This window comes from Paenibacillus sp. LT-B23 (genome assembly GCF_059417685.1).
On sequence record NZ_JBSQBM010000020.1, the window covers coordinates 26,056 to 52,485 of the forward strand.

The following is a 26,430-nucleotide window of genomic DNA, read 5'->3' on the forward strand; positions in this document are numbered from 1 at the left end:
TTATCGTATGGAGAAAATCAGGAGGCTAGCTTAGTAAATCCAGAAGGGAGCCTGCTTCTGGCTCCCCTAACTGCGTTCTTTTGAATGTGCTGTTAAAGACACCCTTCATATGAAATACCGCTCACCCGGACTAGCTTCGTCAAATTGTAAAACCGTCGACCAGTTCATTCAATCGGGCAGCGCTTTCCTTTACCTGATCAGACTGTTGTGCCACTTCAAGAGACTTTTCCGTCGATGAAACCATGTTCTCAGCAATGTGCTGGGTAGATACGGCGGACTGTTCGCTGGCTGTTGCAATCTCATGGATAGCTCTCACCATGGTTTGGATCGTTGCATTCACCTGCTTAGAGGTGGCGTTCAAATCATTAACTGTATTCGTATGCTCAACTACATCATTGTAATATTGTGCTGCCGTATCCTCAAGCAGCTGATAATCCTTGCCCACCTGAGCTTGCAGGAAGTGCAGCAATTCTTCGGCATTAGTCGTCAGATTGGCTACAGATTGTACAACCTCTTGAGTAACACTCTGAATTTGGTCTACCGCCTGCTTGGACCCATCTGCCAACTTTCGAATCTCGTTAGCCACAACCGCAAATCCCCGACCTGACTCACCGGCACGAGCCGCTTCGATGGATGCATTTAGAGCCAGCAAATTGGTTTGCGCCGTAATTTCCAGAATAGACTGGGAGAGTATGCGAATTTGGTCTACTGCCTTGGCTTGTTCTAGCGCTTCCGTCATCTTTTCACTGGTCTTCCGGTAAATCTCTTTGGACGCTTTATTGGACTCACTAGCTTCATGCTTCAACGCTTCGGCCTTTAGGCCTGTATCATAGGCAGACTGGGCTTTTTCTTGAGTTTTGACCGAAATGTACTCTGCCGCCCGCTGCATTTCATCCGCAGAATGATTCATGTTTTCTGTATATGCCGAAGTCTCCTCCATCGCTGCGGACAATTGTTCGACCGTAGCCGATACGTCTCTAATCCGCTCATTGAGATCTGTCATATTATGATTCGTCTGATCACTTAGCTGATTAATTTGGCGAGATTCATTGATAACTCCCGTAATAACCATTGAGGTTGCATCTGTCATTTGTTGAATGGCACGTGCAATGACAGCGATTTCGTTATTTCCCTTGAGCAGGGTCGGATCAAGTGCTGCCGTTAAATTGCCTTGGGTAATCTCTTCACAGTATTTCGTAATGGTGCTCATCCGAGAACGGATATTCCGAATGGCCGAAAAGGAGATCATACTAAGGACAGCCAGCACTAGAGCCAGAATCACGATCAAAACAATTGTGCGCATTTTTATCTCATTTTGCGTATTTTGATATAAGTTGGCCGATTGTTCATTGTTGTAATCAGAAATACCGGTCAGTATCTTAACAATTGCCGTACTGGATGTATTAATCCGGCCTCTCTCTTCCTTGTCATATGTTCCGGTATTTTTTTTGATTGCCATGATCTGCTCAATATTCTGATAATATGTGTCTATGCTGCCTCTTAGTTCCTCGTACAATTTCTGTTCCTTCGGGTCCAGATTCTTTTGCGAGAATTTACTTAACCCTGATGTAACGCTGTCTTTTCCCTTCTGTACCTGCTTATATTGTTTATCTGTGTACTCCTCATTATCGAGTACTTTGGTGTAGTTGGCCCGCATGTTATAAAAATCACTTTTCACTTCCAGAATATTCGTTTGGTGTTGAAAGCGATCCATATACAAAATACCTTGTCCCTCTTTAGCTTGATACATGCCGAGAACCCCTACCAACGATACAATGAGCAAACCCACCAAGCTGATCATGATCATGGAGACCATCGTTGTCGTTACCTTTAAATCTCTAAATCCTTTTACTTTTCTAGTGCTGTCTGATAGTTTTGTTCTCATCAAAACCCCTCCAGTCGTCTATGTATAATAGATCACGTTGCTCCCATGGATACTATCCCCCAAACCATAAGAATTAAGAGATTACACCGTGATGATATATATATCGGAAGAAAGCGCTTAATATTGTAACAAAAATAACAGTGCTGCTAAAATAAAGAATATTTATCCTGTGAAAGTGAGCTTGGGACAGACAAATCAGGATTTCGCAAAATTCGATTCCAGTCGCTCCGAAGTGCAATATATAGACGAACTAGACCATTTCGATCTATATATTATCCATGGGAAGTCGCTTATTGGATTTTTGCAAAATCCTCAAATATGACTATTATTTTAGCTGCTCACGAGATTGGAGAATTTGCTAAACTAAAACAGTAGTCTTTATACCAAACTGGGACATATATCATCAACTAATCAAGAACAAACTCAGGATGAATAGGAGAGAACCTATTGTGACAAACCTACAAAACAAAAAACAAGTGTATATCATCCATGGATACACTGCTTCACCGTCTGATCATTGGTTTCCTTGGCTACAAGACAAGCTACAGGAAGCTGGCGTTTCTGTAGATATATTGGATATGCCCAACTCACAAGCTCCCCAGCTTCATGAGTGGACCCAACATTTATTATCAAGATCCAGTGCCAACCCTGCCGTCTTTAGATGAGTTTACAACTGATAAGTTGGATTATGAGCAAATCATGGACTCAGTAAAGATGCGTACAGTTATTGCTTCAAAGGATGACACGATCATCCCCTTTGCACTCAGTAAGAAACTAGCGAAAGATATCCAAGCTGATTTCCACGAAGTAGAGCACGGAGGACACTTTTTAGAGCGTGACGGCTTTACTTCCTTACCCATTGCATATCAAGTTTTAATGGATATGATGAAGAGCTGAAAAGCTTCGGGCCCGAATGGATTCCATGGAGTGAGCGTAAAAGGTAGCACTTAAATTCGCAAAATACCCCATCGCTTATATTAAGCAATGGGGTACGCCCCTTTTTAACGGTCCCGGGTTACCATATAATTCATTAAATGCTTCAGAAAAGCGATGTTGCGGGGTACCTCTTTCAACGCTTCCATAGCAAGGCAGTAGTGTTCCCACATCTCTTTACCGGCACCTTCCTGACCCAGGATGGATACGAAATTCGAATTGTTGTTCTCAGAATCCTGGCCAACAGGTTTTCCGAGTAAGAGCATATCTCCCTCCACATCAAGCAAATCATCTTTAATCTGAAAGGCAATCCCCGCGTGATACGCGAATTTCTTCAAAGCAGCAATTTCCGACTCCTTGACCTGTGCAAGCATGGCTGGCATCACCAGACAAGCCTCAAATGCCACTCCGGTTTTGAAAAAGCACACCATATTTAACTGCTCCAGTGTCAATTGCTTTCCTTTGGAATCCAGATCCATCGCCTGTCCCATACATATATCTTCTGCCTTTTGGGCCGAGTATTGTATCAAAGCAAGTACGGTTTCGGCATTGAACTGGTCAAGTGACGATTGTTCCCCAATCGCCTTCTGGATCAGATACAGACCGGTTAATTCTGCGGTAGCGCTATTGTGCACCTGATGCAAGGTCTGACGTCCTCTACGGGTAGACGCATTATCCTGAGAAGGCAGATCATCGAAGATCAAGGATGCGGTATGCATATACTCCAATGATCTCAGAAGAGGCACGATTGCCGATGCGTCTAGTCCATATTCGTTCACGCCCATCACCCAAGTCAATATAGGCCGTATCCGCTTCCCATCTCCTTCAAGACTGTAATTTGCAGCATCGATAAGCTGTTCTTTCATCACCGGAATCCCGTGAGGTTTGGTAATTTTCAATTGGTTGTTAATCTGATGGCGGATCGTTTTGAACGTATTAAAAAATTCTTCCTTTTCCTTCGAATCGTTTTTCAGATGGGTAATCATCTGGTCCCGAAGCAGTTTATCGAAGAAATCTACATCATCCGCTTTTCGCACCATCTCTTGGATAAGACGATTGAATTCCGGATTTCCAGATGCAAAAATCTCCATCATTTCATTATACTTTTCAGTGCCTACACGTTCTTTATAACGTTTGAGTCCATTCATGGCACGATCCAGTATCACCTCCCGGGCCATGGCATCGGAATCATACACGTTATGGATCAAATAGGAAATAACTGCCCAGTATAATTCAAAGGGGTTGATAAGATCCGAACGCTGATCATGATATTTTAAATAGTAGGTATAGGGTGTTACCGCACCATCTCTCATATCGTCAACCATATCTGCAAAATCATCAGCCAACTGGTTATAGATACCATAAAAGAATGTTCGTTGCTCAAAGCCCTCATCCTCGGGAGCACCAATCACGGAACGGACAATCAATCGGGACGAAGAAGATTTTAAAATGACAGGTATATAAAGCTCTTCATTGGTGTAATTAGCACGCGTTAGGTCCTTGACACGGTCGATATCCTGAGAATGAAAAAAGACATAGGACTGCTCGAAAAATGTTTGCTGTGTATCCGGCCGCTGATGTTCCTTAATATACTCAAAAGCATCCGAGAGCTCTGAGTGTATGTATTGAATTAACTCCATATTATTTCCTGTCCAATCGCCCAACTCAGGCACAGATCCAGTGAGAAGCGCAGCACGTATCATACGGGAATATTGTTCTTTCTCTTGAGCGGTCAAAACCTGGGAATCGAGAAGATCGTCAATGAAAGGATAGGTTAGACCATAGGAATAACCAAGTCTAATGGCTTCATCCAGTCTGCGAGCACGTTCCGCAGGTGACACTGTATCGTTCATCTCTTCCATCACATGCAGAATAACTCCGATAATGATCTTAATCAGTTTGCGCTGGGCTTGCTCGGCATCCATTTCCTTTGGAATATGGGAGGATACGGACCTAAGTTTGTTGATCACCCAAATTGTGGCGGTTTCTATGCCTTCCTTTTGGGCCCACCGATACACCCCGGCCAAATTCATAAATTCCGGCTGGTCTCCCCCGTTTGTACTGGTGGATTGAATCAAGTGTTTTTTGATATCGACAATGACACGCTGGATCCGAGTCTGTGTATCAGGAGAATTCAGAGCTTTGCCTAGATCCCTCATATAAATATAGGAGACGCTTCGATCCAGGTAATCATCCAATTTGCCTGTATAATTCAACCATTGAATATATCTATAATAATCCCGAGTATCAGGTTTTCTCTTTGCCCTCGAAAAGAAGGATAGCCATGAAGAATGATGAATATGATCCCTTTTCCACATTTGAATATCTTCTGTCAGGGTAGTCACATAAGTCTGGTCTATGACCTGTGCATAAAGTGATGCAAAATACTGAACCGCCTTCTGCTCAGCCCGTCGATATCCTGTATTGGCATGATTTATAAATTCCTCATTCATACGATGCATTACCTCAACTTCTATTTTTGTTAAACATGGTTGCATTTCTTCCCTGACGGGAATGGGGCGGATCATGTTTTTATCTTTATACGGGAAAGAATCTGTGAGGTTACGAAATTATTATGCTGCTTACCGAAATACACTTATTGGCTTCATCAAGCAGATGTACCTTTACTTACTGGTCTGATACCGTTCGAATTATATAGTATAATCGATTTTAAACCGTCTGTTGACTGGCTACCTAGTTATAATATGAATGTTATGAATAGGGGGTTGTGTGTTTAATGACAATGGAAGAAGTGCTTACGCTGGAACGTTATGAGACGAAGCTCGTAGGATATTCTGTAACCGCGTCGTTAAATCAAGATTTAGAAAATAGCATTGTTGCAAGGTTGCACGAAGAACTCTTTGGCAAGCGTCATGAAATTTCAAATCGATTAGATGATGACGGGATTTACTTAGTCCAAGTTTACCCGGACGGCGAATGGACGCCAGATGTTCCGTTCGTAAGTATTGTTGCGGTAGAGGTCAGGGATTTTGCACATATTCCCAAGGGATTAGTTCGTCATACGATACCGGCTGGGAAATATGTGAAGGTCACTCATCAGGGACCTGAATCCCAAATAGATGGAACCTATGACTCAATCCGTGATAGGGGGATCAGCGCTTCTCGCTCTTTTGATTTCGAGTATTGGGCTGATATTCATTCTCTGGAACAAGAGGATAGCACGATAGATATTTATATGCCCTGGGAAGCTTAAGCCGATGTAACAAGGGCCGAATGCACCGCTACGCATGTGTTAACTTATATTATTTCGAGGTGTTTTTATGGAGTGGCTGGAAACGATCAGATTATGGAACCAAACGCCGGTTAAGGTACTGGACATTCGTCATTTTACGATGAAGCCTGGAGAGAGATTGAGTTCCTATTCCCTGCCTTCAAGCGGATTTCTATTCGCCAACCAAGGAGAAGCGAGATTTATGCTTGATGAAATCGAAACCTCTTCAGCCAAGTTTCAGGTTCTCCACGGCGGAAAAGGAGCAAGTTTGAATATCTGGTGCTTAAACCAGCCGTTTGAATACTACCTCATTTTATATAAACCCGTTCAAGAGCGAGCGGGTCAAAGCTCATTCGAACGAGAAGATCGGATGGCTCTATTTAGACAAAACTATGCGTTTCAGGCCCTCTATCCGCTCCCCCTGATATCGCTTGTCGAACAAATGAATCACCAGTGGTCTAATAGAAATGAACTGGACAAACTGCAAGTGAATGGATTGTTCTATCAATTCGTGCATGAACACTTTCGTCAATTACAGATGAAGGAGATCAAAATATCCGAGCCGGATCTGGCTACACAAATAGCCCAATATATTCAAGAGCGTTTTCAAAAACCAATCGCTATGGAGACGATGGCTAAACGGTTTCATTACAGTACCCACTACCTCGTAAAGGTGTTTAAACGAAAATATGGATGCAGCCCTATCGAGTATGTCGTTCAGACCCGCATCAACAGGGCCAAATCCTTGTTAGCTGAAACAGACGCTTCCATTCGGGAAGTTGCCGAAAACGTTGGTTATACCAATTTTTATTATTTTAGTAGACTTTTCAAAAAACAAACCGGCGAAACCCCAACACAGTTTAAAATGCATAGCCTTGTTATAAAAAGTTCAACGAATACAAATTTTACACTCAAATCCTTCATTGCTCCCGGATCAGGACAACGTTATATTGGTAACAATGATAATCATTATCAACATGACGCTTGGAGAGTGGACGATATGAATGTTAGTTTTAAGCCTGCTTTTGCTGTTACCCTTTTGTTCAGCTTAACATTGCTGCTGGCAGCTTGCAGTGGCGCGAGTGACGTTGCAAAGCCAATTGAAACAAGATCGTATACCGATGCACTTGGACGGCAAATAGAAATTCCTGTTCAACCCAAAAGGGCTGTTGTTATTACATACGGCGGTTATTTGCTTCCATTAGGCTTAAAACCGGTAGGTGTCAATCAGGAGATACTCGATCTTTATCCTGAGAAGATGGCTGATGTCGCTAGCATAGGCAAAGGAACAGGTAGTGTCGAGGCCATTTCCGCATTGGAGCCGGATGTGATTATACTGTCGGATTTTCACGACAAAGCAACCTTTGAGCAGTACCAAAAAATTGCCCCAACTATTGCAGTAGCATGGGGTGGTGATCCAGATGTGGTGAATACACTACGGACATTTGGCGACATTATGAACCGGAAAACAGAAGCAGAATCCTGGATTGCTAAGTTCGAGAAAAAATTGCAGGGCATTCGGGAACAAACTCACATCCCCATTAAAGCAGATACTACCGCAATCTCTTTCATTATTCACAAGGGAGAGGTACTGCTTGGAGGTGAGGGCGGTACGCTTGGAAAATTGATCTACCAAGATTTCGGTTTCCAAATGCCCGAGCAATTCAAACCCTATGCCGATGGCGGAACTGCTCTTTCCATGGAAGCTCTGGTCCATCGTCCGGCTGACTATTTCTTTACTCAAATGACAGATCAAGAGTTGAAGCAAACCATGCAGCTATTCAGCGAGCCTGTGTACCAAACGATTCCCGCTGTAAAAAATAATCACATTATTAATGTTTCCCGTGATAAATGGAACAATGGCCCCTATCTGGTGGATGAGGCGGTCGATTCGTTGATTGAACAAATATCTCAAATTCAGCCATAGGGACATACAGCACCTTCATTGAGGTTTTTCAGGGGTAAAATGATTAAAAATAGCGAGAAGCCCAAAAAAATCGGCATCTCGCTATTTGCTATTCATAAAGTTCCCATGTTTCTGTACACAGCTCAATGAAAGAATTTGCAGCATGTCTGCAATCGTCATACCCCAAACTACCAGAATGAGAAAAAAGAACAGGATATTCGTTGTTTCTTTTTTCTTCTCTCATATCAAATAAATAATGATTTCCTCTCCCATCCATCCCAAACGACACAGCATTCGGCATATATTCCGGCAGCTCGTAAGCAAAGTTCATTTCTCTCAAATCTTCGGTATCGAAAAACTGAAAATAACGTTCTCCATTTTGAAACTCCCCGCCGTTAGAGTATTTCAAAAAATGGATATAGCTGTCCGGAAATTCATCCCGGGGAAAATTCCAGCCAACAGGATTGAGAGGTATGTATTGATCGTAATATGGAGAAGACTTCGGAAAAGGGTTCACTTGTCTTTCTTTTATTTCATAAATCTCTTGCTCCGAAAGCTTTATGTTCCATGTGTTCAGAAAACGGGATAGTTGTTCATTCGTCACACTTGGACATTTTACAAATTGATGTTCAAAATGAATATTCCAGATGATAGCCAACCTCCAATCAATCAGTGTCTCTTAACCTAAATTATAAAGGATATTATACTTGTTCTCCATACTTCAGCTATTGCCCCCTTCTACTCCTCGTCCCTTGCCGCCTCCCAAGCTTCTGCCACAGCTATAGGTGCCTTGCGGCTGGTTTCTCCACTGCCTTCTTTTGTCCACAGCGGTGGGTAATAGGCAAACACCTGGCCGGGTTGAAGCTTGCGAACATGGTCCTGCCAACCTTTCCAACGGAACGTCTGGTAGAAAAGCTCCAAGTCCCCCTCAGCCAGCCATCCAAAAAAACCGGAATAGGCCTTTTCTGTAGGTTCCCAGGCAAGCGTATCCGGTGCAAAATAGTAGATTTGTCCGTCATTACCGAAACGCCCTGTATTCAGTCCAAAAAATCCGCCTGCTGCATCGTAGGCCACAATCAGCATTCCCCAAAGCGCGGGCACACTTGCCGGCTCTTGAAGTCCGTTCCACGAAGTCAAACTGCCATAAATTCCAGAACCCCCTGCACCCAGCAAGGTGATCCAGCCGTGATCAAACACGATCCCTCCTGTCTCATAGGCAACCGTTCCCAAATACGATTTCGTACTCACCTGCAAACGGTACAGCGTATCCCCCAAAGCCGATTCCGATTCTGCCGATACAATGCTATATGGATTTTGGCCTTCTTTCAGGATATTTCTAACCTCTTCCCATGCATGGTTTTCCTTATCCAGCAGTTCATCAACCGTTAAAGTATGCATGTTCATTCCCCTCTCATTGTCCTAATTTCAACCTTCAATCCACATGCTGAGTCATTAAGACCTGTGTTTGATCCAAAATCACCCACTGATTCAGCTCGTCGTATCCTTTTACAATTGCTGTGATCTCATGCTTTGGATACATCCACTCAGGTGGTGTCTTTTCCCCAAATGAACGAGTGTTTGCCAATCCGACCGCATCATGCTGGAAAATATGTATCAGCGTGCCCTGCGGAAAAAATGCTTCAATATAACCCTCTACCTTAGTCCCAACGGGCACTACGGTTTTGACTTGATGCCATTCCTTACTGATCGTGTGAAGATAATTGGACCAGACTTCTTCAAACTCTTCTTTTGTAATTTTAGTATAATAGGGCTCCGTGTCATCAATCGATTTCTCGGCGAGTAAGAAATGATATTGCTCGTGCTTGCGATTAGAGGCGATATAAGTGCCATCATCTTGGATTACAATTTGTCGATACGCTACACCATCTGAATCTATTTCAAAATACCACGTTCCCATGCCTGGTTCCGGGCAATCTTTAAGATATTTCATGTGCCTCCTCCTCATCTTGCGATAAAGTTCATTCATACGCCATTCCTGCGAGGATCAACTCCTCCTGAATCCAGCTACTCCGGGTAGACAGTTGCAGCAAGTCGGCAGCGATCTGCTTGACCTGCTCTTGTAACACATGTGGCTGGTCCGTTCCTTCCAGAAAGCGACTCAAGAAATGAAGAAATACATCTACCTTCCTAAGCAGCATCAATACAGGCACCGCATCAATCTCGGCATGGGAAAGATGAACTTGGCGGCTGAAGCCCCGGCAAAAATCCCGAACTGCTTGCGTCTCCTCCGGTTGTCCCAAAAATCCTGATAAGATGACCGCTGGTTCCATGACCCGAACGTCTAGCGTACAAAATTCAAAATCAAGCAGTGCAGTCACTTGGCTATGATCGGTATCCTTTACCAACAAATTGGAAGCGTTCAAGTCCCCATGTACAAGCTGATGCGGCAACTCTTCCAATGCATGAAGCGAATCTGTAATCTCTTCATATACTTTTCCTATCCATCGCAGCTCGTCATGCAAAGTTTTTAGAGGCTCAGGCGGATGCAGGCAAATCTCTCGAACTATCTCCTGGTTACACAATGGGTAGGATTGCTGCAAGGCGTAATACGGTCGGTAAACTGGAGCCATATCAAGATTGAATGTCGCAAGCACAGCAGATAATTCACCCGTGACCTCGCCAAAGGAATAGGCAAAGCATGATTCCTGCTCCAGTGGTGATTTGCCTTCTATGTAATCGAACAGACAGACATATTTGCCTCTTTCCTTCTCAAGCTGAGCGAGTGTCTCTCCCGTCACTGTTCGAATTGGCATCGGCACCCTGAATGATAGTGAATGCATACTTAGCGCCTGCAAAACCGCATGCTCAAATTCAATTTTGTCCCTATCTCTGTGTGTATCGTAGACGCGCAGCACCCCGCTTCGCATACCACCCTTAACAAAATACGTCGTATTATTCCAACCCCCGGTTCGTTTCTGCAACGTTCCGTTCCACTCCGGCCAGTGCCGTCTTAGTATCGCTTCCAAGGATGTATCCTCCCTTTTGCCGGAGATAAAGGTATCCAGCAACCTATCATTTCATTAGCCTTGAACTTATGAATTTGCAGATATTATAACACATAGACGCCCAATTAAAATTGGACGTCTATTACATCATATAATGGTCATAGCGTTTACATGATCCTTGGATATCCTTCATTTCCTCAACTGCTTGTTTCGGATATTTTGCGGGGTAGCGCCATAAGCCATTTTAAATTTTTTATAGAAAAAACTCATGCTGTTATATCCAACTTGCTTAAATATCATTTCGAACGGCAGGTTGGTATTTACAACCAGAGAATAAGCTGCATTGAGTTTAATGTTGGCAATAAGCTGAGTATAAGTAAGACCAGTTACTTTTTTTAACTTATTACTTAAATACGTACTATTGTAACTAAAATGATTAGATAATTGCTGCAAACTTAAATGCTGATAATGCTCTTCCATGTAATTCAGAATAGATGTAATATTATTTTCCTGCTGGTTTAAGTGAATATTATGCTCGCTTTCCAATACACGAACCAATTCTCCAAAAACAATTTGCAAATAAGCCTTGACCAATTCCATCGAATCCTCTTGACTGGAAAAATATTCGATTAAGATTCTGCGCAATATATATTGAAGGTTTTCATTATGTTGCGACTCAAAAATAATAAAGTGATTATGGTGCTGATGCTGGAGAACAGAGTTGGCGAGAAATTCACCAATCAGACTTTTTTTCTTGGATAACCGTTGTAAGAACAGGGAAGAAATCGTTTCTCTCTGCAGCAAGATATTAATAAGGATATCGTCTTCCCCCAAAGGAGCGATGCTGTGCGGCACATCCTTATCCAGGACACACACTTGGCCTTCACAAAGCTGAATTTCTTTGCCTGCTATGACTTGATTGCACTTGCCTGAATAAACATAGTTTAATTCAATAAATTCATGCATGTGCTCCAGCATCGGAGCAAATCTATTGTGCTTGCTAATATAAATATCATGTTCTCCGAAGAAAAACAAAGCGGGCATACGATACATGTTCTGATTTATATCATAGTATCGTTCGTCCTCCGCTTCTTCGGAAAGATCATTAATAACCTGGTTGTTTTGTTGTTGTAAAAGTTCAATTTTCGTTTTGATTCTCAGCAATTGGTCCAACTCATGAAGGTTCATAAACACTGGCTCCTCCTTCATTATATGATGGAAAAACGGGCGGTTCTCCGCCCGTTGAAAAAACTACCTATACCTGATGCCTCCCATTAACTGTGAACTGCCGCCTGAGCCTTACTGCCCTTTCCTCTAATAGCGATTCCCAGACAGATGAGTGCAGCAATCGTAAACACAATCGCAGAAACGAGGAAGGAAAATGAGGCGGTTTCATTTCCAAACAACATGCCAACTAACTTGATAACATAAGGCGAAGCAAACGCTCCCAAATTGGAGCCTACCATTGCAATTGAAATGGAAATCGTCTCACTGCCTTTAGGCACGATTTTAGTTAGTATGGTAAAAATATAAGGAATAAACAGTGCAAAGCTAAAGCCAATGATAAGCATGGCAACAGTAACCATGGTAACATTCTGAGCAAACCACAGCAGTACAAAACCTGTTGCTGTTAATAGACTGGAGATAAAGGGAGCGTAATTTCTAAACCATTTATATATTTTACCAAACAAGAAGCCTGCAATCATAGTTGCCAGGGAGAACAGCGTTAACGCCGTTCCTAAAAAACCAGGATTAGGCATATTCTTTTCAGCAATCATAATACCTGTTTTGGTATACACAATCATGATAAAGGTCATAAACAGGAAAAGTGCAGCTCCTAATCCAAGTACAGGTATGGATACTCCGCCGCTCTTGTGGCCCGTTCCTGTTGAACGCTCCACTGTAGACTCCACACGCTCTGGTTCGGGAATAATAAGAAAGAATAACAACGCAATAGGAATGGTGATAGCATAGCATAAAAAGGCAAACTGCCAGTCGATTAAGGCAAGCTGTCCTGCCACAAAAGTAGCTAAGCTACTTCCCAGCCCTTGAACGGCGCTTTGAAAGCCTACTAATTGGGCACGTTCGTCCCCTTCAAAAAAATCACTAATTAAGCTGACGGCTAGCGAATTGAACATCCCGAGACCTGCACCTAATACCAGACGCAACGCGAGAATCCATGTAATGTTAGTTGTGAACATAGGAAGGATTCCACCGATGACCACGAGCAAAAGTCCTAGCATGACCGTATTTTTTTTGCCCAATCGGGAAGAGATCGGACCACTCAACAGCACAAACAGCATCATCGTGAAGGATGGAATAGTAACTACGCTTTCAATCAAGGAACTAGAAACCCCTGATAATTGGTTCAGCATCATCGGTATGATAGCCGAAATGGCACTCGCTGATGTCAGGACTAAGGAAATGGACAGCAACGCCGTTTTAAACAATACTTTGTTTTTTATATTCATCAAGTTACTCACCTCTAGTCTATGTTATTTAGCCTCTGGTTGCATGGGCAGGAACTTGGGTAGTCTGGTAGTATCTGTACTGGAAGACATACTGCCCTGAACCGACCGTAAACGTAATTTCATGATCTTCGCTCCTTTGAAAAATCGCCTGCTCCCCTGTAATCCCCATTCTCCCAGCCAGCTCCTGTGGTATATAAACAGGCGGATTCTGAATCGACGGATATTGCATGGCAATGGTCTGCTGTAATGCATCCGGCTCCATAACTCCCGGAAGTGTAATCTCAGCCGTCGTATTATGCGGAACGCAAACCGTCATCTGCATTTCTTCATTCACGATTTCCCAATGGACTTCCAGCGCACCATATGGCGTTTCCAGTTTCCCGTGGGCCGAAGTAAGATTAGCAGGCGGTTTAGGAGCTAAACGTGATTTTTTATAACCCGCTTCAAGCACATCGATTCCGGCAATATTTTGGTACATAAAGTCTCCAACTGAACCGTATGAATAGTGATTGAACGAGTTCATATCTGTACTCCAGAACGAGCCGTCCACTTTGATGCTGTCCCAATGCTCCCACATGGTCGTTGCCCCCCGTTCAACCTGATAGAGCCATGAAGGATAATCATTTTGAAATAAAATCTTATAAGCTACATCCGTATAGCCATTGTCGGATAAAACCAGACATAGATAGGGTGTGCCCACAAAGCCGGTATCCAGATGCATATCATTTTTTTCTATAAGCCGTACAAGCTCCTGGATCACTTGTGTTTTATACTTGTCCGGCACCAATCCAAAGTGCAGAGCAACAATCTGTGCAGTCTGGGTATTGGAGGTCAGTTGGCCAGCGTCATCGAAGTAGCGGTTCGCAAAAGCGGTTTTAATCCCCTCATGTAAGCTTTTATATGTGTTGTAATCGGTATAACGATTAAGCAGTCTGGCCGTCTGCGCCAAAATATGAGTCGAATACGCAAAGTAAGCAGTTGCCACCAGTGTTCCGTCGGTCGCCCCAAAATAGCTTCCTTCCTCGCTGTCCAGCGCCAGCCAGTCTCCAAGCTGCAAGCCGGTATCCCAAAGATATTCTTCGTTCCCCTGGGCACGGATGTAATCCACCCATGCTTTCATACTGTCATACTGCTGAGCTAAAATTTGCTTATCCCCGTAGCATTGATACATGGTCCACGGACATATAACCGCCGCGTCTCCCCATGCTGCTGTCGTTTTGTCCATATTATCGGCAAAGGTTCCTTTGAGGACATCCGGCACTACAAAAGGCACTGCCCCATTCTCCAACTGGTTATAAGCCAAATCCTTCAGCCACTTTCGGAAAAAGGAAACCGCATTCATATTGAAGCTGGCCGTTCTGGCAAAAATCTGTGCATCACCGGTCCAGCCTAGTCGCTCATCACGCTGTGGACAATCGGTTGGCACATCCAGGAAGTTCCCCTTTTGCCCCCACACAATATTGTGCTGGAGTTGATTGAGCTTTGGATCGGATGTCTCAAACACCCCGATATTTTCCATATCCGAATGCAGAACAACGCCCGTAAAATCTTCAATTGCAACGCCATCCGGAAAGCCCTCAAGCTTCACATATTGAAAGCCTTGAAAAGTGAAGTGCGGCCTAAATATCTCCGTCCCCTTCCCGCTGCAAATGTACGTAATCTGCTGCGCTGCATCACGAATATTATCCCTGTAAAAGTTCCCTTGCTGATCCAGCACTTCACCATGTACCAGATTCAAAACTGTCCCTTCGGGGGCTTCAACTTTAAATTCGAGCCAGCCTACCATATTTTGACCCAAGTTAAGCACAAGCTCACCTTTAGGGGTTCGAATGAGTTCAACAGGCTTCAACTGGTTCATCACACGGACAGGCTCATTCTCCTGAGCAACCAGATGACTTAATGGGAACGGGACGACCTGCATCATTTTCCGTTCGGTCAAGGAGCTATGCTCGGGTGCCCGCTGCTCAAGTCTGGCATCATAGATTTCACCGTTATAAATATCCGACATTAAAATGGCACAGCTCGTTTCCTCCCAGGAAGAATCAGAGCAAATGAGTTCAGAACGGCCATCTTCATAACTAATCTCCATTTGAAGTAGCAATGCATTCGTGTCCCCGTAGGTGTCCTTGCGCTTCTGCCAGCCCAGATAACCGCTATACCAGCCTTCTCCCACCGTTGCTGTGATTCGGTTATTTTGTTCTTGAATGGCAGAAGTCACGTCATACGCTTGCACCTGGACACGATCGTTATAATCCGTCCATCCCGGGGTAAAGTAAGCATCGCCCACTCTTTGTCCATTTAACTCCAGTTCATACAGACCCAGGCTTGTAGCATAAATGACTGCTTTTTTCACTTTTCCCTCAACTGAAAAACACTTAGAAGTGGCAAAAGGAGCGCGCGTCTGAAACTCTTCATTTATGTTCCGCTCCTTCACCGTGATCCATTGTGCTTTCCAGTCATGCTCATGGAGCAACGCCATCTCCCAAAAGCCGGACTCACTCCATTCCGATTCTTCTGCTTCTGTGTCACCCGCTCCCTGAGCCCACACTTTTACCCGATAATAATATCTTTGTCCTGATTCCAGTGGAGGCCCTTCATATGGAAACAAAATGGATTGATCCGAATAGGCAAAATGATTCCAGATCAGCGATCCAAAAGTGGGATTAACGGATACTTGTAATTGGAACCGTTTTTGTGAAACATACATTTTGTCAGATTCAATCTGCCAACTGAGTCGCGGCTTTTTACAACCAAGTCCAATCGGATTATTTAAATGCTCGCATCTAAGCGCTTTCACTTTTAACATTCTTATGTCCTCCCTGAGGTCTTCTTTTGTATTTCTATACTTAAATTAAAACGCTTCCATCGATTATGCGTCAATGTTGTATCCATGCATGTTATATGCTTGATTTACAGGTGTTGAAATTCCACCTCATATATTGAATCTTAAAATGGATTTATTAGAAAAATATGTACGTTTTCAAAGCAGCACTCATTAAAAAAGCCTGAATCCGTTTGGGGCGGATTCAGGCTTGAATTTTACTATAAAGTATATTTATTCTTTTTTAGCTAGCTTATGCCTGTCCGGCTATCGCTTGTTCCGGCGTGGAGGTCGGGTACAAGTGGCAGGCGACCTGCCGACCCGGTGCAGCTTCGGCAAAGATTGGCTGTACTTTGCTGCAAATGTCCATGGCTGCCGGGCAGCGGTTGTGAAACGCGCAGCCGCTGGGCGGATTTTCTGGGCTCGGCACATCGCCTTTGAGTACGATCCGGTCCCGTTCCGCTTCCGGATCGGCTACAGGTACCGCAGACATCAACGCTTTTGTATACGGATGCAGCGGCTCTTTGAACATTTCTTGGGTGGGTGCGAGCTCCACCAGCTTGCCCAGATACATGACACCAACACGGTCGCTAATAAATTTGACGACCGACAGATCATGGGAAATGAACATATACGTCAGGTCGTACTGTTTTTGCAGGTCCTTCATCAGGTTGAGCACCTGCGCCTGAATGGACACATCGAGCGCTGAGACCGGCTCGTCACAAACGATAAATTTGGGATTGAGCGCCAGTGCCCTTGCAATCCCGATCCGCTGACGTTGACCCCCTGAAAACTCGTGCGGGTAACGATTGGCGTGATAAGGGGACAATCCAACCACTTCGAGCAGGTTTTCCACACGAGCTTTGAGCTGTGTTTTGCTCAACTTTTCATGAGTGATTAGCGGTTCTTCCAGCACCTGCTGCACCGTCCATCTTGGATCAAGTGAAGCAAACGGGTCCTGAAACACCATTTGCATATCCGTTCTGAATTTGCGCAGCTGCTCGGTATTCAGCTTCCGTATATCCGTACCGTTAAACAGAATTTCTCCATCCGTCGGCTCGATCAGTCTGAGAATTGCCCGACCTGTTGTAGATTTGCCACAGCCGGATTCCCCCACAATGGCCAGAGTTTCGCCCTGCTGTACCGACAGCGTTATACCATCCACCGCTTTGACTGCTCCCACTTCTTTGGCAAAAAGTCCCTTTTTGATCGGATAGTGTTTTTTCAGGTTACGTATTTCAAGCAGTGTGCTCATGATATCCCTCCTGCTGTAGCAAGCAGCGGCTTTTGTGCCCAGGTTCCACTTCCACAAGCTCCGGGGCCTCTGCAAGGCAAATTTCTTTGGCAAACTGACAACGTGGTGCAAAACGGCAGCCTTTTGGCATATCGAGCGGGTTGGGAACCTGGCCCGGAATGGAAGCCAGACGCTCCTGATCACTGTTCAATTGCGGCAATGATGCTAACAGACTTTGTGTATATGGATGCTTGGGATCTTTAAAAAGCGTTTTGACATCCGTTTCTTCCACCACCTGCCCGGCGTACATAATAACCACCCGATCACACATTTCAGCTACAACGCCAAGGTCATGGGTAATCATCAGAATGGAAGTTCCTTCTGACTTTTGCAGGTCACGCATCAAATCAAGAATTTGCGCCTGAATGGTCACGTCAAGTGCCGTCGTCGGCTCATCCGCAATCAGCAGCTTCGGATTGCAGACCATTGCCATTGCAATCATAACCCGCTGGCGCATACCACCCGAGAGCTCATGCGGATAAGAAACGGCTACTTTTTCCGGACGCGGGATGCCAACTTTAATCAGCATTTCCACTGCCATGTCCTTGGCTTTATGCTTACTTACACCGTGATGATATCGGGCAGATTCAGCAATTTGTTTACCGATTTTGAACACGGGATTCAGCGAGGTCATAGGCTCCTGGAAAATCATAGCCATCTCATTACCTCGAATCGAACGCATTTTCCGCTCTGAGTAATCCAGTATGTTTTCGCCGTTAAACCGCACTTCACCAGCAGCTACTTTCCCAAGCCCTTTGGGGAGAAGCTGCATAATGGAAAGGGAAGTGATGCTTTTGCCACACCCGGATTCCCCAACAATCCCGAGTGTTTCCCCTTTGCCAACCGACAGATCGACGCCGTCCACTGCCCGGATGGTACCCGCCGCAGTCTTGAACTCTGTGCGGAGATTGGTTACTTCAAGCAATTGTGCCATGTCCTCTTCCCCCTCCTTGTCCATCATGAATCTTCACGTTTTTATCTAAAAGGACGAGTCTATTCGGACTTGCCCATCGTTTGCAGATGCTTCATGTCTCCGTACAGCTTGGTGATATGTTGAAATTCTTTTTCCGAATGAAAAGAGCATTGGCCGCGTCCATAGGCCTTGGCTGTTTCCACAGCAACTTTAGCAGCCAGCGAAATATCGCCTTCGTGGCTTGCACCCGTTGCACTGCCTGGTACGGGGGCGGCTGCGGTAATCGCTATACCCACAACCGGGGCCGAGGTTGCCACCGCTGGCTGCAAAATGCTGTTGATATGATACAGATCATTGCCGTAAGGTGTAATATCCTGCGTGGTCACAGCAAAAGTAACACACGGTTCTCCAGTTACGGTCTGCACAATATCGACAAGGTCTTCACTGATCCGCAACACGTAGCCCTCACGTACGGTTGGGGAAATAGCAATCCCTTTATGATTGATGACACGATTCCCTTTTGTAGTATCAATCGACAGAATAGCTTCCATCTCGGGAGTCACTTCATACTGGTTCATAGTCAAAATATCTACTGGCGAATCCATAAATGGAACCGGATCATGCGGTTGGGTAGGTGCATCTGGGCAAATGTGCGTACAGATAATCACGTCGCCGTCCAGCATATCACCTTTGGACTGCATAGACAAAAGCTTGGCTGCTGCTGAAATCGCTGCTGCCGCGCCATCACCATCAGATACAAATCCGATCATTTCCGGACGTGCTCCAAGTCCGCCAAGACGACCAATCACACCCAGGGTTGGACAATCGCCACCGCGAATACGACCGTTTTTTCCGGCAATAACAACTTTGATAAAATCCGTAAAGCCTTTCTGACCCTCAACGGTTGTGACGCTGATGTCCGCTTGACCCAGTTGTTCCAGATAAGCTTTTACTTCCGCCCCGCTAGCGGACGGGCTGTCCAAAAGATCATATACCTCGTAAACTTGTTTCATCATACGTCTAGCTCCCCTTAAGCTTCTGTTTTTGTTGTGTTCAGATATTTAAGCGCCGTCAAGGCGTATACTTTCGCGGATTGAAGGATCTGCCATACTGGAGCTCTTTCGTTGAAGTTGTGGATGGTTCCCAGGTCGGCAGGTCCATATTGCAATACCGGAATATTATATTTGCGGAATGCACGTGCATCACTGGTTGCCCACTGCAACACGCCATAGGCTTCTTTACCGCTAACCTCAGCGATGGAATCCACAAGATCATGCACAATTGGTTCGGTTGGTGGGGTCCAGTTGGCATTACCGAAAAACCCGAACTGCTTGGGTTCAACGTGAATGTCTACACTAGCAAGTAATTCTTTCGCTCTAGCCAGTACATCCCGATGGTCTACACCAAAAGGAACACGAGAATCCACTTGTACCGTACAACGGTCAGCAACCACATTGACTTTGGTGCCTCCCTGGATCGTACCGATGTTCACTGTTACATGGTCAAAGGCTTGTCCATAAGCCGGGTTTTCCCGTTCGCTTACATAACGCTTGGAAATTTCAATAATCTCTTTGACTTCTTCCGGAATGTCTGGTTTGATGTCCCACAGTTGTTGCAGGGCTTCAATCCCTCTGGCCGCTTTCAAAATAGCACTTTCACCTGCGATCGGTTGCAGACTGCCATGACCCGGCGTACCTTCAACGGTAAACTCAAACCAGCAGCTTCCTTTTTGACCGATCGTCGGGTTTTGCGGGCCCGAAGGCTCTGCAATCACAGCAGCCGTTCCTTCAATCAGCTTTCTTTCCAGCACCCAAGGTACTCCGAGATGGCCCCCGGTTTCTTCGTCTGGAACAACCAGCAGTGACAATGCGCCTTCCAGCGGTACACCGAGTTTGGATAACAGCGCCATTGTAAATATTAATCCACCCAAGCCCGCCTTCATGTCCGAAGCGCCGCGACCCAGCAAATATCCGTCACGGATTTCGCCACAAAACGGATCAAAATCCCAGCGGGTGCGATCCCCGGCCGGAACAACATCCGTATGTCCGCAGAAGATCAGTTTTTTTCCATCTACGGATTCAGTTCCATAGTCTGAAATAAGATTCCACATATTGGGCCCGGACTCATGTACAGTCGTTTCAATTCCCGCCTCTTTAAGGTAGTCGATAATGAACTGACTGATTTCACGAGAATCACCCGGAGGATTTTCAGAAGGGAACTGAATTAACCGCGAACAAAGCTCCAGTAATTCGTCCTGCCGTTTATCAATTTCATCGAGGACTAACGTTTTCCAATCTGTCATATAAATTCAGCTCCTTAGCATTTTTCGTTGATTCCACTCATATCAGGTGTAAAATGACAGCCTTCGGCTGTAAAAAACCGAAGGCGTCAAGGTAAGTTTCAACACTTATTCTTTATTCAATGAATAGAAGCGGATCACTTCGTCTGGATAGTAAACATATCCTGTGATATCTTTGCCCATACCTACAATCCGGTTGTATTCATACAAGTACGCCCAAGGTGAATCCTGGTTAATAAGCTCTTGCGCTTTGCCATACAGCTCTTTGCGTTTGTTTTCATCTTGCTCTTTGCTTGCTTGTTCCCAAAGCTTATCCACTTCCGAGTTGGCGTAATGGATATAGTTGGAGGAACCGCCGCTGTACATCAGGAACCCAAGATGGTAACCAGGGTCGTTAACGAAGGAAGTCCATTTGGAAATGTAGGCTGTCAGATTGCCTTCACGCTGTTGTTCAAGGAACTGTGCACGAGCAACGTTGACAACGTTCATTTTTACGCCGATTTTGGCAAGCTCAGCCTGGATTAATACGGCGTCATCCGCCCAATCCTGGAAGCCCGAGCCCAGGGTCAGGTCAAAGCTAAACCCATTAGGATAACCCGCTTCTGTAAGGAGTTGTTTCGCTTTAGTCAGGTCGTGCTTATAGCTGTAACCTGCATCACTATAGCCAGGTGTGTTACTTGCCACAGAACTCTTCATTTGTTTGGCTTGACCGTACATTACGTCATCGATCAATTGCTCGTAAGGTACAGCATAAGAGATCGCTTGACGTACTTTTGGATCATTAAAAGGTTTGACTTTATTGTTCATGGCAAAATACAAAATCCGGTTACTTGCGTTGGATTGAACCTTCAGATCAGTGTTGCTTTCCAGCTTCGAGACGTCTTTTGCAGGAATTTCAATCGCCATGTCGACGTCGCCTTTATCCAGCAGCAATACACGGTTAGAAGCTTCTTTGGTAAACTTCATCGTAACTTTGCTTAATTTTGGTGCACCTTGCCAGTAGCTCGCATTGGCATTGAAGACAGCTTCTGATGCAGGGTCCCATTTTTCAAGTGTGAACGGCCCGGAACCTGCCGCATGTGTTTTCAGATAATCACCATCACCATTTTCTTTGACAACCTTGTCATCCACGATGGAGAAGTTGTACAAAGACAGGATTTGCAGGAACATATGGTTGGGTTGGGACAATGTAATGACAACCGTATGCTCATCCGGGGCTGTAGCCGTTTTGATGGAGCTCATGCCGTAAAGGAAGCTGCCGGAATCGGAATTTTTAAGCCGCTCCAGGGAATACAGCACAGAATTGGCTGTTAGCGGGTTGCCGCTTTGGAATTTAACATCATTACGCAGATGGAGCGTGTAGATCAGGTTATCAGCTGATACTTCCCATTTTTCAGCCAGCATCGGTTTAATCGCTTCTGTATCTGCAACCTCGCCATTATTTGTAGATTTCTTGCCGTAGGTCACAAGCTGATCATAGAGCGCAAGCACAAGCGTATCGGATGTAAGGTCACTTGCTTCAGCAGGGTCCATCGTTGACCCTCCCTCTGAGTAAGCAAGCGTAATCGCCTTTGATGGGGATGAGGCTTCTGTGCCTTTCTCTCCGGATGAAGCGGACGGGCTATTGGCATTGCTTGCGCAGCCTGCCGTCCAAAGCAGCGTAGACAAGACGATAATTACCGAAAGACTTTTTTTCAACATGCTTACGTTCTCCCCTTTGATGTTCTATTTGTTTTATTTGCTGGAACGCAGTCTGGGATCAAGAACATCCCGCAAACCGTCTCCCAGCAAGTTGAAGCCCAAAATAGCTGTTGCAATGCCCAGGCCCGGGAAGGTTACAATCCACCACTCACCGGAAATGATATATGCTCGCCCTTCTGAAATCATCGCGCCCCACTCGGCAATCGGGGGTTTGACGCCAAGACCCAAAAAGCTGAGACTGGCTGATGTCAGGATGGCAAAGCCCATCCCCAGCGTTGCATTCACTAGCAGTGGAGCAAGCGCATTGGGTAGAATGTGGCGAAACAAGATGGTTCGGTTGGTTACACCAATGGCCCGGCTGGCCTCAACAAACTCTTTTTCCCGCAGAGAAATGGTTTGTCCGTGAATCAGTCTGGCGAATTCAGGAATACCTACAATGCCCACGGCAATTAGTGCACTCATCAGCCCTGGCCCCATTGCTGCGGCAATCGCCATAGCGAGTACCAGTGATGGAAAAGCAAGCAGGATATCCATACAGCGCATAATAATGCTGCCCATTCGACCGCCGTAGAAGCCGGCGATGGCTCCAAGGGGTACGCCGATGATGAATGAGATCGCCACGGCGATCATCCCTGTCCATATGCTGATTCTTGCCCCGTAGATGACACGGCTGAGAATGTCACGTCCGTAATTATCAGTCCCAAACCAATGTTCTGCGCTTGGTGGCAACAGCTTGTTAGCCGGATCGGTTACGTAAGGATCATATGGTACGATCCATGATGAGAGGATTGCGATCAACGTCCATCCCACAATGAAGATGAATCCGATTAAAGCCAGTTTGTTGCCAAACAACAATCGCCAAAAGCTCTTTCGTTTCGGTATAGCGGCTGCGTTTGGCTGAGGTACAGCCGCTTTTGCCACCAAATCACTTGCAGTGCTCATCCGAGTACCTCCCCCTACTTTTGTGCTTCGTGTCATTATTCGTACCGGATACGCGGATCAATCAATCCGTAGATCAAGTCAACGCCGAGGTTGATGAAGCTGTAAATTAGCGCACTCACTAAGGTAAAAGCTTGAATGGGTGCGTAATCAGCGGCCAAAATGGAATCCGTCACATAACTGCCGACTCCCGGCCAGGTAAAGATGGTTTCCGTAATAACCGCCCCGCCAATCAGATAGCCGACCTGTAAGCCGAGTACAGTAAGTGTGGGAATAAAGGCGTTAATCAGTGCGTGCTTGTAAATGACAACGCCCTCACGCAGACCCTTTGCTCTTGCTGTCCTGACAAAATCCTGACCAATGACCTCCAGCATGCTGGAGCGCATCATCCGCGCCACAATCGCCATAGTGCCTGTGCTTAGGCATAGAGCAGGCAGAACTAAATGGGATAGACTGCTTTTTAAAGCTACAAAATCACCGGTCATCAGACTATCCATTACATAAAGTCCCGTAATGTGTGTTGGCGGATTGATGTCACCGCCGATTCGACCCATTGGTGCAGGAGCAATCCCCCATTTGGCGTAGAAAATATAAATGAACAACAGTCCGATCCAGAAGATGGGCATACACGCCCCAATCAGGGAAAACACACGTGAAATGTGGTCAACAATCGACTCTTTGCGAGTGGCTGCCAGAATGCCGATCGGGATCGCAACCAGAATCGCAATAATCAAGCTTGCCAGTGCAAGCTCAATGGTGGCCGGAAAGCGGGTAGCAAAATCACTCGCCACCGATTGCCCGGTGTGGTAAGCCTGACCCAAATCACCCTGGAACAACCCGCCTACATAATGAAAGAATTGAATGTACTTCGGTTGATCCAGTCCCATGCTGCTGCGAATATTTTCAATCGTCTCAGGTGTAGCCTGTTCCCCCGCAAGCATCACGGCAGGGTCACCCGGAAGCACTCTCGAAATAATGAATGTAATGACGACAATGCCAAGCAGTGCCGGAATCATCTGTATTAATCTGCGTAGTGTGTAAACGGCCACAGCCTGTCCCCCCTTATCCGTAATCCCTCGCTTATTTGTCATCTTTTTTATCATCACTTGTTATTTTGATTAATTGTACTAAGGAACAGGAGAAGTAACCACGTCCTGAATAACTAAAAATAATGACGAATTTTGTCGTTTAAGCACTAAAGTAACTTTATATGTTATATAAATGTTCGTTTTTAGTGGAAGTAATATAAAAAACTAACATTATTATGATGCAGCAACACCGCGTTACCATGTCAATTTATTACGACACTGAAAAAGATCCTTCATCCAACAGGACAAAGGATCTTTTTGGGGAAGCAAGTCTTCACTTACCTCTTCTGAATTAAAATGTGGTTGCCACTCTACAAATTCCCGGTCACGACTATGCCGTCTGACTGCTCCAACTGCGCTCTCACCCAGCCTGTAAAAGAGTCTATAAAAGCATGCATTTCCATCTCACTGGCGGGCCAGTCGTCCAGTTCCAACAATATCTCACGCCACACCGGTTCCGAAATCGGATTATCCCAACAGGGATCAAAGGACTCATACGTTTCTCCTGTATCAGGATCGGTAAGTGGATATTTTGACTTTAATGCAGGCAACAGCAAGTCGAAGTCATCCGCATAGATAAAGACCATCTCCTCCATATCCGGTTCGTACGCATCCTGATAACCCAACGGTGCAAAAGTATATCCTATATTCAAGCGAGGCCCGCTGTTACGGTAAACTATCGTCGGAATCTCTCTTTTTTTAGCCATCTTTTCAACTTCCTTCTGATTTTCTTGAACTTTCTTAAAGCTATTATAAATAGATAGCCAGACTATACCTTCTGAGCTACAGGCTCTTGACCACCTTTACCTCTTCTTATCCCCAACACAACGACACCCATTATAGCTACCAGCACCGCTATAAGAGCAAAGGGAGTATACTTATCTACCTGATAAAGAGTGGTTGTTAACTGAGAAAAAAGTAACTTCCGCAAATTGTCGTGCAATATGGGGATCTCGGGAGCAAAAGGTTTTCTCCAATTCTTCGGCTAATTCCTGCCGTTCAGGATTCTGCATGACGATAGGTGCCAGATAGCTGGCCCAGCCGATAAAATTCATTTGCATCATATCGAGCAGTTCATCAATATCACTCTTATCAAAGCCTCCATAATAATAGGGGAGGTCATTCACATAACGAGGAGAAGGGCCCAGCATCACGATACGTTCAAAATATTGGGGATTACGGATGGAAGCAAGCATTCCAATCATACTGCTAACGGAATGCCCAACGAATATAGTATCTCTCAATTTTAGCGCTTCCATAACATCAAGTACATCCTGGGCATACCCTTGCAAGTCACTATATTTTTCTGAGTCATAATACTTAATCTGAGAGTCTCCAGAACCTACATAATCAAATAACACGACTTGATAGTTATTAACAAAGCTAGGGACGATATAACGCCACATCTCCTGATCGCACCCGAAGCCATGAGCAAATACAATCGTTTGATCGCCTGTGCCAAGTACTTTTATATTATTACGTACCATTACGTCAACTGTCATTATAAATCACCTCTCTGAGGTCGTATGTATCCTCAAGCTTCTTCCCATTATTATACCGGACAAAGGGTGTTTATGGATAAAGAATCTCATTCATATATCCAGCTCTCTACGATTTCCTTTACCTTCGGGACATGTTGCTTCGAAGGTGAACAAAGAATAACCAATTCATTTTTCTCACTTGTATCTAACCAATAACGAACATCATCATCTTCTTCCGCTATTTCATGAATGATCTTGATGGACTTTTGGCTGGATTTTGATTTCGCTGAAAAAAATAGGATTCATATCCATCATTTTCTTGCCGTTAGAAAAGAAGGTGTTGTAATAGGGAATCATCCAATCCTCCTGATCCTCATCTTTTAACAAATCCAGAAATACACGCACCCATTGATCCTCTAGTTCCGAATAAATCCGTTCGTTCTCCAACTCTTTAAAATCCATATTTATTCTATCCTCTCATACTGCAAAATCTTAGTTGCT

The 26,430-nt window shown here is 44.9% G+C and carries 20 protein-coding genes and 2 pseudogenes; 3 read left to right on the plus strand and 19 right to left on the minus strand.

Annotation, left to right across the window (positions count from 1 at the left end; translation table 11 throughout):
* Positions 1-139: 139 nt before the first annotated feature.
* Positions 140-1,885 carry a methyl-accepting chemotaxis protein gene (locus tag ACWXW9_RS21865; protein WP_494931151.1) on the minus strand — a complete coding sequence of 582 codons (1,746 nt, stop codon included), beginning with the start codon at positions 1,883-1,885 and terminating at the stop codon, positions 140-142.
* 428 nt (positions 1,886-2,313) lie between these two features.
* On the opposite strand from ACWXW9_RS21865, the pseudogene ACWXW9_RS21870 reads away from it, so the two are divergent.
* A pseudogene (locus ACWXW9_RS21870) lies at positions 2,314-2,782 on the plus strand (RBBP9/YdeN family alpha/beta hydrolase).
* A 104-nt stretch (positions 2,783-2,886) separates the two neighbouring features.
* Here ACWXW9_RS21870 and ACWXW9_RS21875 read toward each other — a convergent pair.
* On the minus strand, positions 2,887-5,280 hold the full coding sequence (locus ACWXW9_RS21875) for a polyprenyl synthetase family protein (protein ID WP_494931152.1): 2,394 nt from the start codon (positions 5,278-5,280) through the stop codon (positions 2,887-2,889).
* Between the two features lie 275 nt (positions 5,281-5,555).
* Between ACWXW9_RS21875 and ACWXW9_RS21880 the strand changes: the two genes are divergently transcribed.
* Entirely contained in the window at positions 5,556-6,032 is a 477-nt protein-coding gene (locus tag ACWXW9_RS21880) for a GyrI-like domain-containing protein (protein WP_494931153.1), read from the plus strand.
* Positions 6,033-6,099: 67 nt separating this feature from the next.
* Entirely contained in the window at positions 6,100-7,977 is a 1,878-nt protein-coding gene (locus ACWXW9_RS21885) for a helix-turn-helix domain-containing protein (RefSeq protein WP_494931154.1), read from the plus strand.
* Between the two features lie 88 nt (positions 7,978-8,065).
* Here the strand turns inward: ACWXW9_RS21885 and ACWXW9_RS21890 are convergent, their stop codons facing one another.
* The 17 genes and pseudogenes from ACWXW9_RS21890 to ACWXW9_RS21970 all read right to left on the minus strand — a co-directional run bounded on the left by ACWXW9_RS21890 (position 8,066) and on the right by ACWXW9_RS21970 (position 26,391).
* Positions 8,066-8,605, minus strand: coding sequence for an SMI1/KNR4 family protein (locus ACWXW9_RS21890; RefSeq protein WP_494931228.1), 540 nt, complete (start codon positions 8,603-8,605; stop codon positions 8,066-8,068).
* 89 nt (positions 8,606-8,694) lie between these two features.
* Positions 8,695-9,354 carry a DUF2625 domain-containing protein gene (locus ACWXW9_RS21895; RefSeq protein ID WP_494931229.1) on the minus strand — a complete coding sequence of 220 codons (660 nt, stop codon included), beginning with the start codon at positions 9,352-9,354 and terminating at the stop codon, positions 8,695-8,697.
* Between the two features lie 34 nt (positions 9,355-9,388).
* Positions 9,389-9,907: a hypothetical protein gene (locus ACWXW9_RS21900; protein WP_494931155.1), complete on the minus strand. Its 519-nt coding sequence runs from the start codon at positions 9,905-9,907 to the stop codon at positions 9,389-9,391.
* A gap of 28 nt (positions 9,908-9,935) precedes the next feature.
* Complete coding sequence (locus tag ACWXW9_RS21905) at positions 9,936-10,943, minus strand: phosphotransferase (RefSeq protein WP_494931156.1); 1,008 nt, start codon at positions 10,941-10,943, stop codon at positions 9,936-9,938.
* A 168-nt stretch (positions 10,944-11,111) separates the two neighbouring features.
* Positions 11,112-12,110, minus strand: a complete 999-nt coding sequence (locus ACWXW9_RS21910; protein WP_494931157.1) for an AraC family transcriptional regulator — start codon at positions 12,108-12,110, stop codon at positions 11,112-11,114.
* An 86-nt stretch (positions 12,111-12,196) separates the two neighbouring features.
* A complete protein-coding gene (locus tag ACWXW9_RS21915; protein WP_494931230.1) occupies positions 12,197-13,393 on the minus strand; it encodes an MFS transporter in 1,197 nt (398 codons plus the stop codon).
* Positions 13,394-13,421: 28 nt separating this feature from the next.
* A complete protein-coding gene (locus ACWXW9_RS21920) occupies positions 13,422-16,199 on the minus strand; it encodes a family 78 glycoside hydrolase catalytic domain (RefSeq protein WP_494931158.1) in 2,778 nt (925 codons plus the stop codon).
* Positions 16,200-16,467: 268 nt separating this feature from the next.
* The gene (locus tag ACWXW9_RS21925; RefSeq protein ID WP_494931159.1) at positions 16,468-17,469 is read right to left on the minus strand and encodes an ABC transporter ATP-binding protein; all 1,002 of its coding nucleotides are present in this window, start codon (positions 17,467-17,469) and stop codon (positions 16,468-16,470) included.
* Positions 17,453-18,442 (minus strand): ABC transporter ATP-binding protein, encoded by a 990-nt coding sequence (locus ACWXW9_RS21930; protein ID WP_494931160.1) that lies wholly within the window; start codon positions 18,440-18,442, stop codon positions 17,453-17,455. The genes ACWXW9_RS21925 and ACWXW9_RS21930 overlap by 17 nt, the downstream gene beginning before the upstream one ends.
* 59 nt (positions 18,443-18,501) lie before the next feature.
* Positions 18,502-19,437 carry a DUF1177 domain-containing protein gene (locus ACWXW9_RS21935; RefSeq protein ID WP_494931161.1) on the minus strand — a complete coding sequence of 312 codons (936 nt, stop codon included), beginning with the start codon at positions 19,435-19,437 and terminating at the stop codon, positions 18,502-18,504.
* Positions 19,438-19,451: 14 nt separating this feature from the next.
* A complete protein-coding gene (locus ACWXW9_RS21940) occupies positions 19,452-20,723 on the minus strand; it encodes a M20 family metallopeptidase (protein WP_494931162.1) in 1,272 nt (423 codons plus the stop codon).
* A gap of 105 nt (positions 20,724-20,828) precedes the next feature.
* Positions 20,829-22,421 (minus strand): ABC transporter substrate-binding protein, encoded by a 1,593-nt coding sequence (locus ACWXW9_RS21945; protein WP_494931163.1) that lies wholly within the window; start codon positions 22,419-22,421, stop codon positions 20,829-20,831.
* Positions 22,422-22,454: 33 nt separating this feature from the next.
* Positions 22,455-23,363, minus strand: coding sequence for an ABC transporter permease (locus ACWXW9_RS21950; protein ID WP_494931164.1), 909 nt, complete (start codon positions 23,361-23,363; stop codon positions 22,455-22,457).
* Positions 23,364-23,398: 35 nt separating this feature from the next.
* On the minus strand, positions 23,399-24,409 hold the full coding sequence (locus tag ACWXW9_RS21955; protein WP_483873096.1) for an ABC transporter permease: 1,011 nt from the start codon (positions 24,407-24,409) through the stop codon (positions 23,399-23,401).
* Positions 24,410-24,759: 350 nt separating this feature from the next.
* On the minus strand, positions 24,760-25,155 hold the full coding sequence (locus ACWXW9_RS21960) for a hypothetical protein (RefSeq protein ID WP_494931165.1): 396 nt from the start codon (positions 25,153-25,155) through the stop codon (positions 24,760-24,762).
* Between the two features lie 201 nt (positions 25,156-25,356).
* Positions 25,357-25,950: pseudogene (locus ACWXW9_RS21965) on the minus strand (alpha/beta fold hydrolase); the annotation flags it as partial.
* Positions 25,951-26,172: 222 nt separating this feature from the next.
* Entirely contained in the window at positions 26,173-26,391 is a 219-nt protein-coding gene (locus ACWXW9_RS21970; RefSeq protein ID WP_494931166.1) for a hypothetical protein, read from the minus strand.
* Positions 26,392-26,430: the final 39 nt, after the last annotated feature.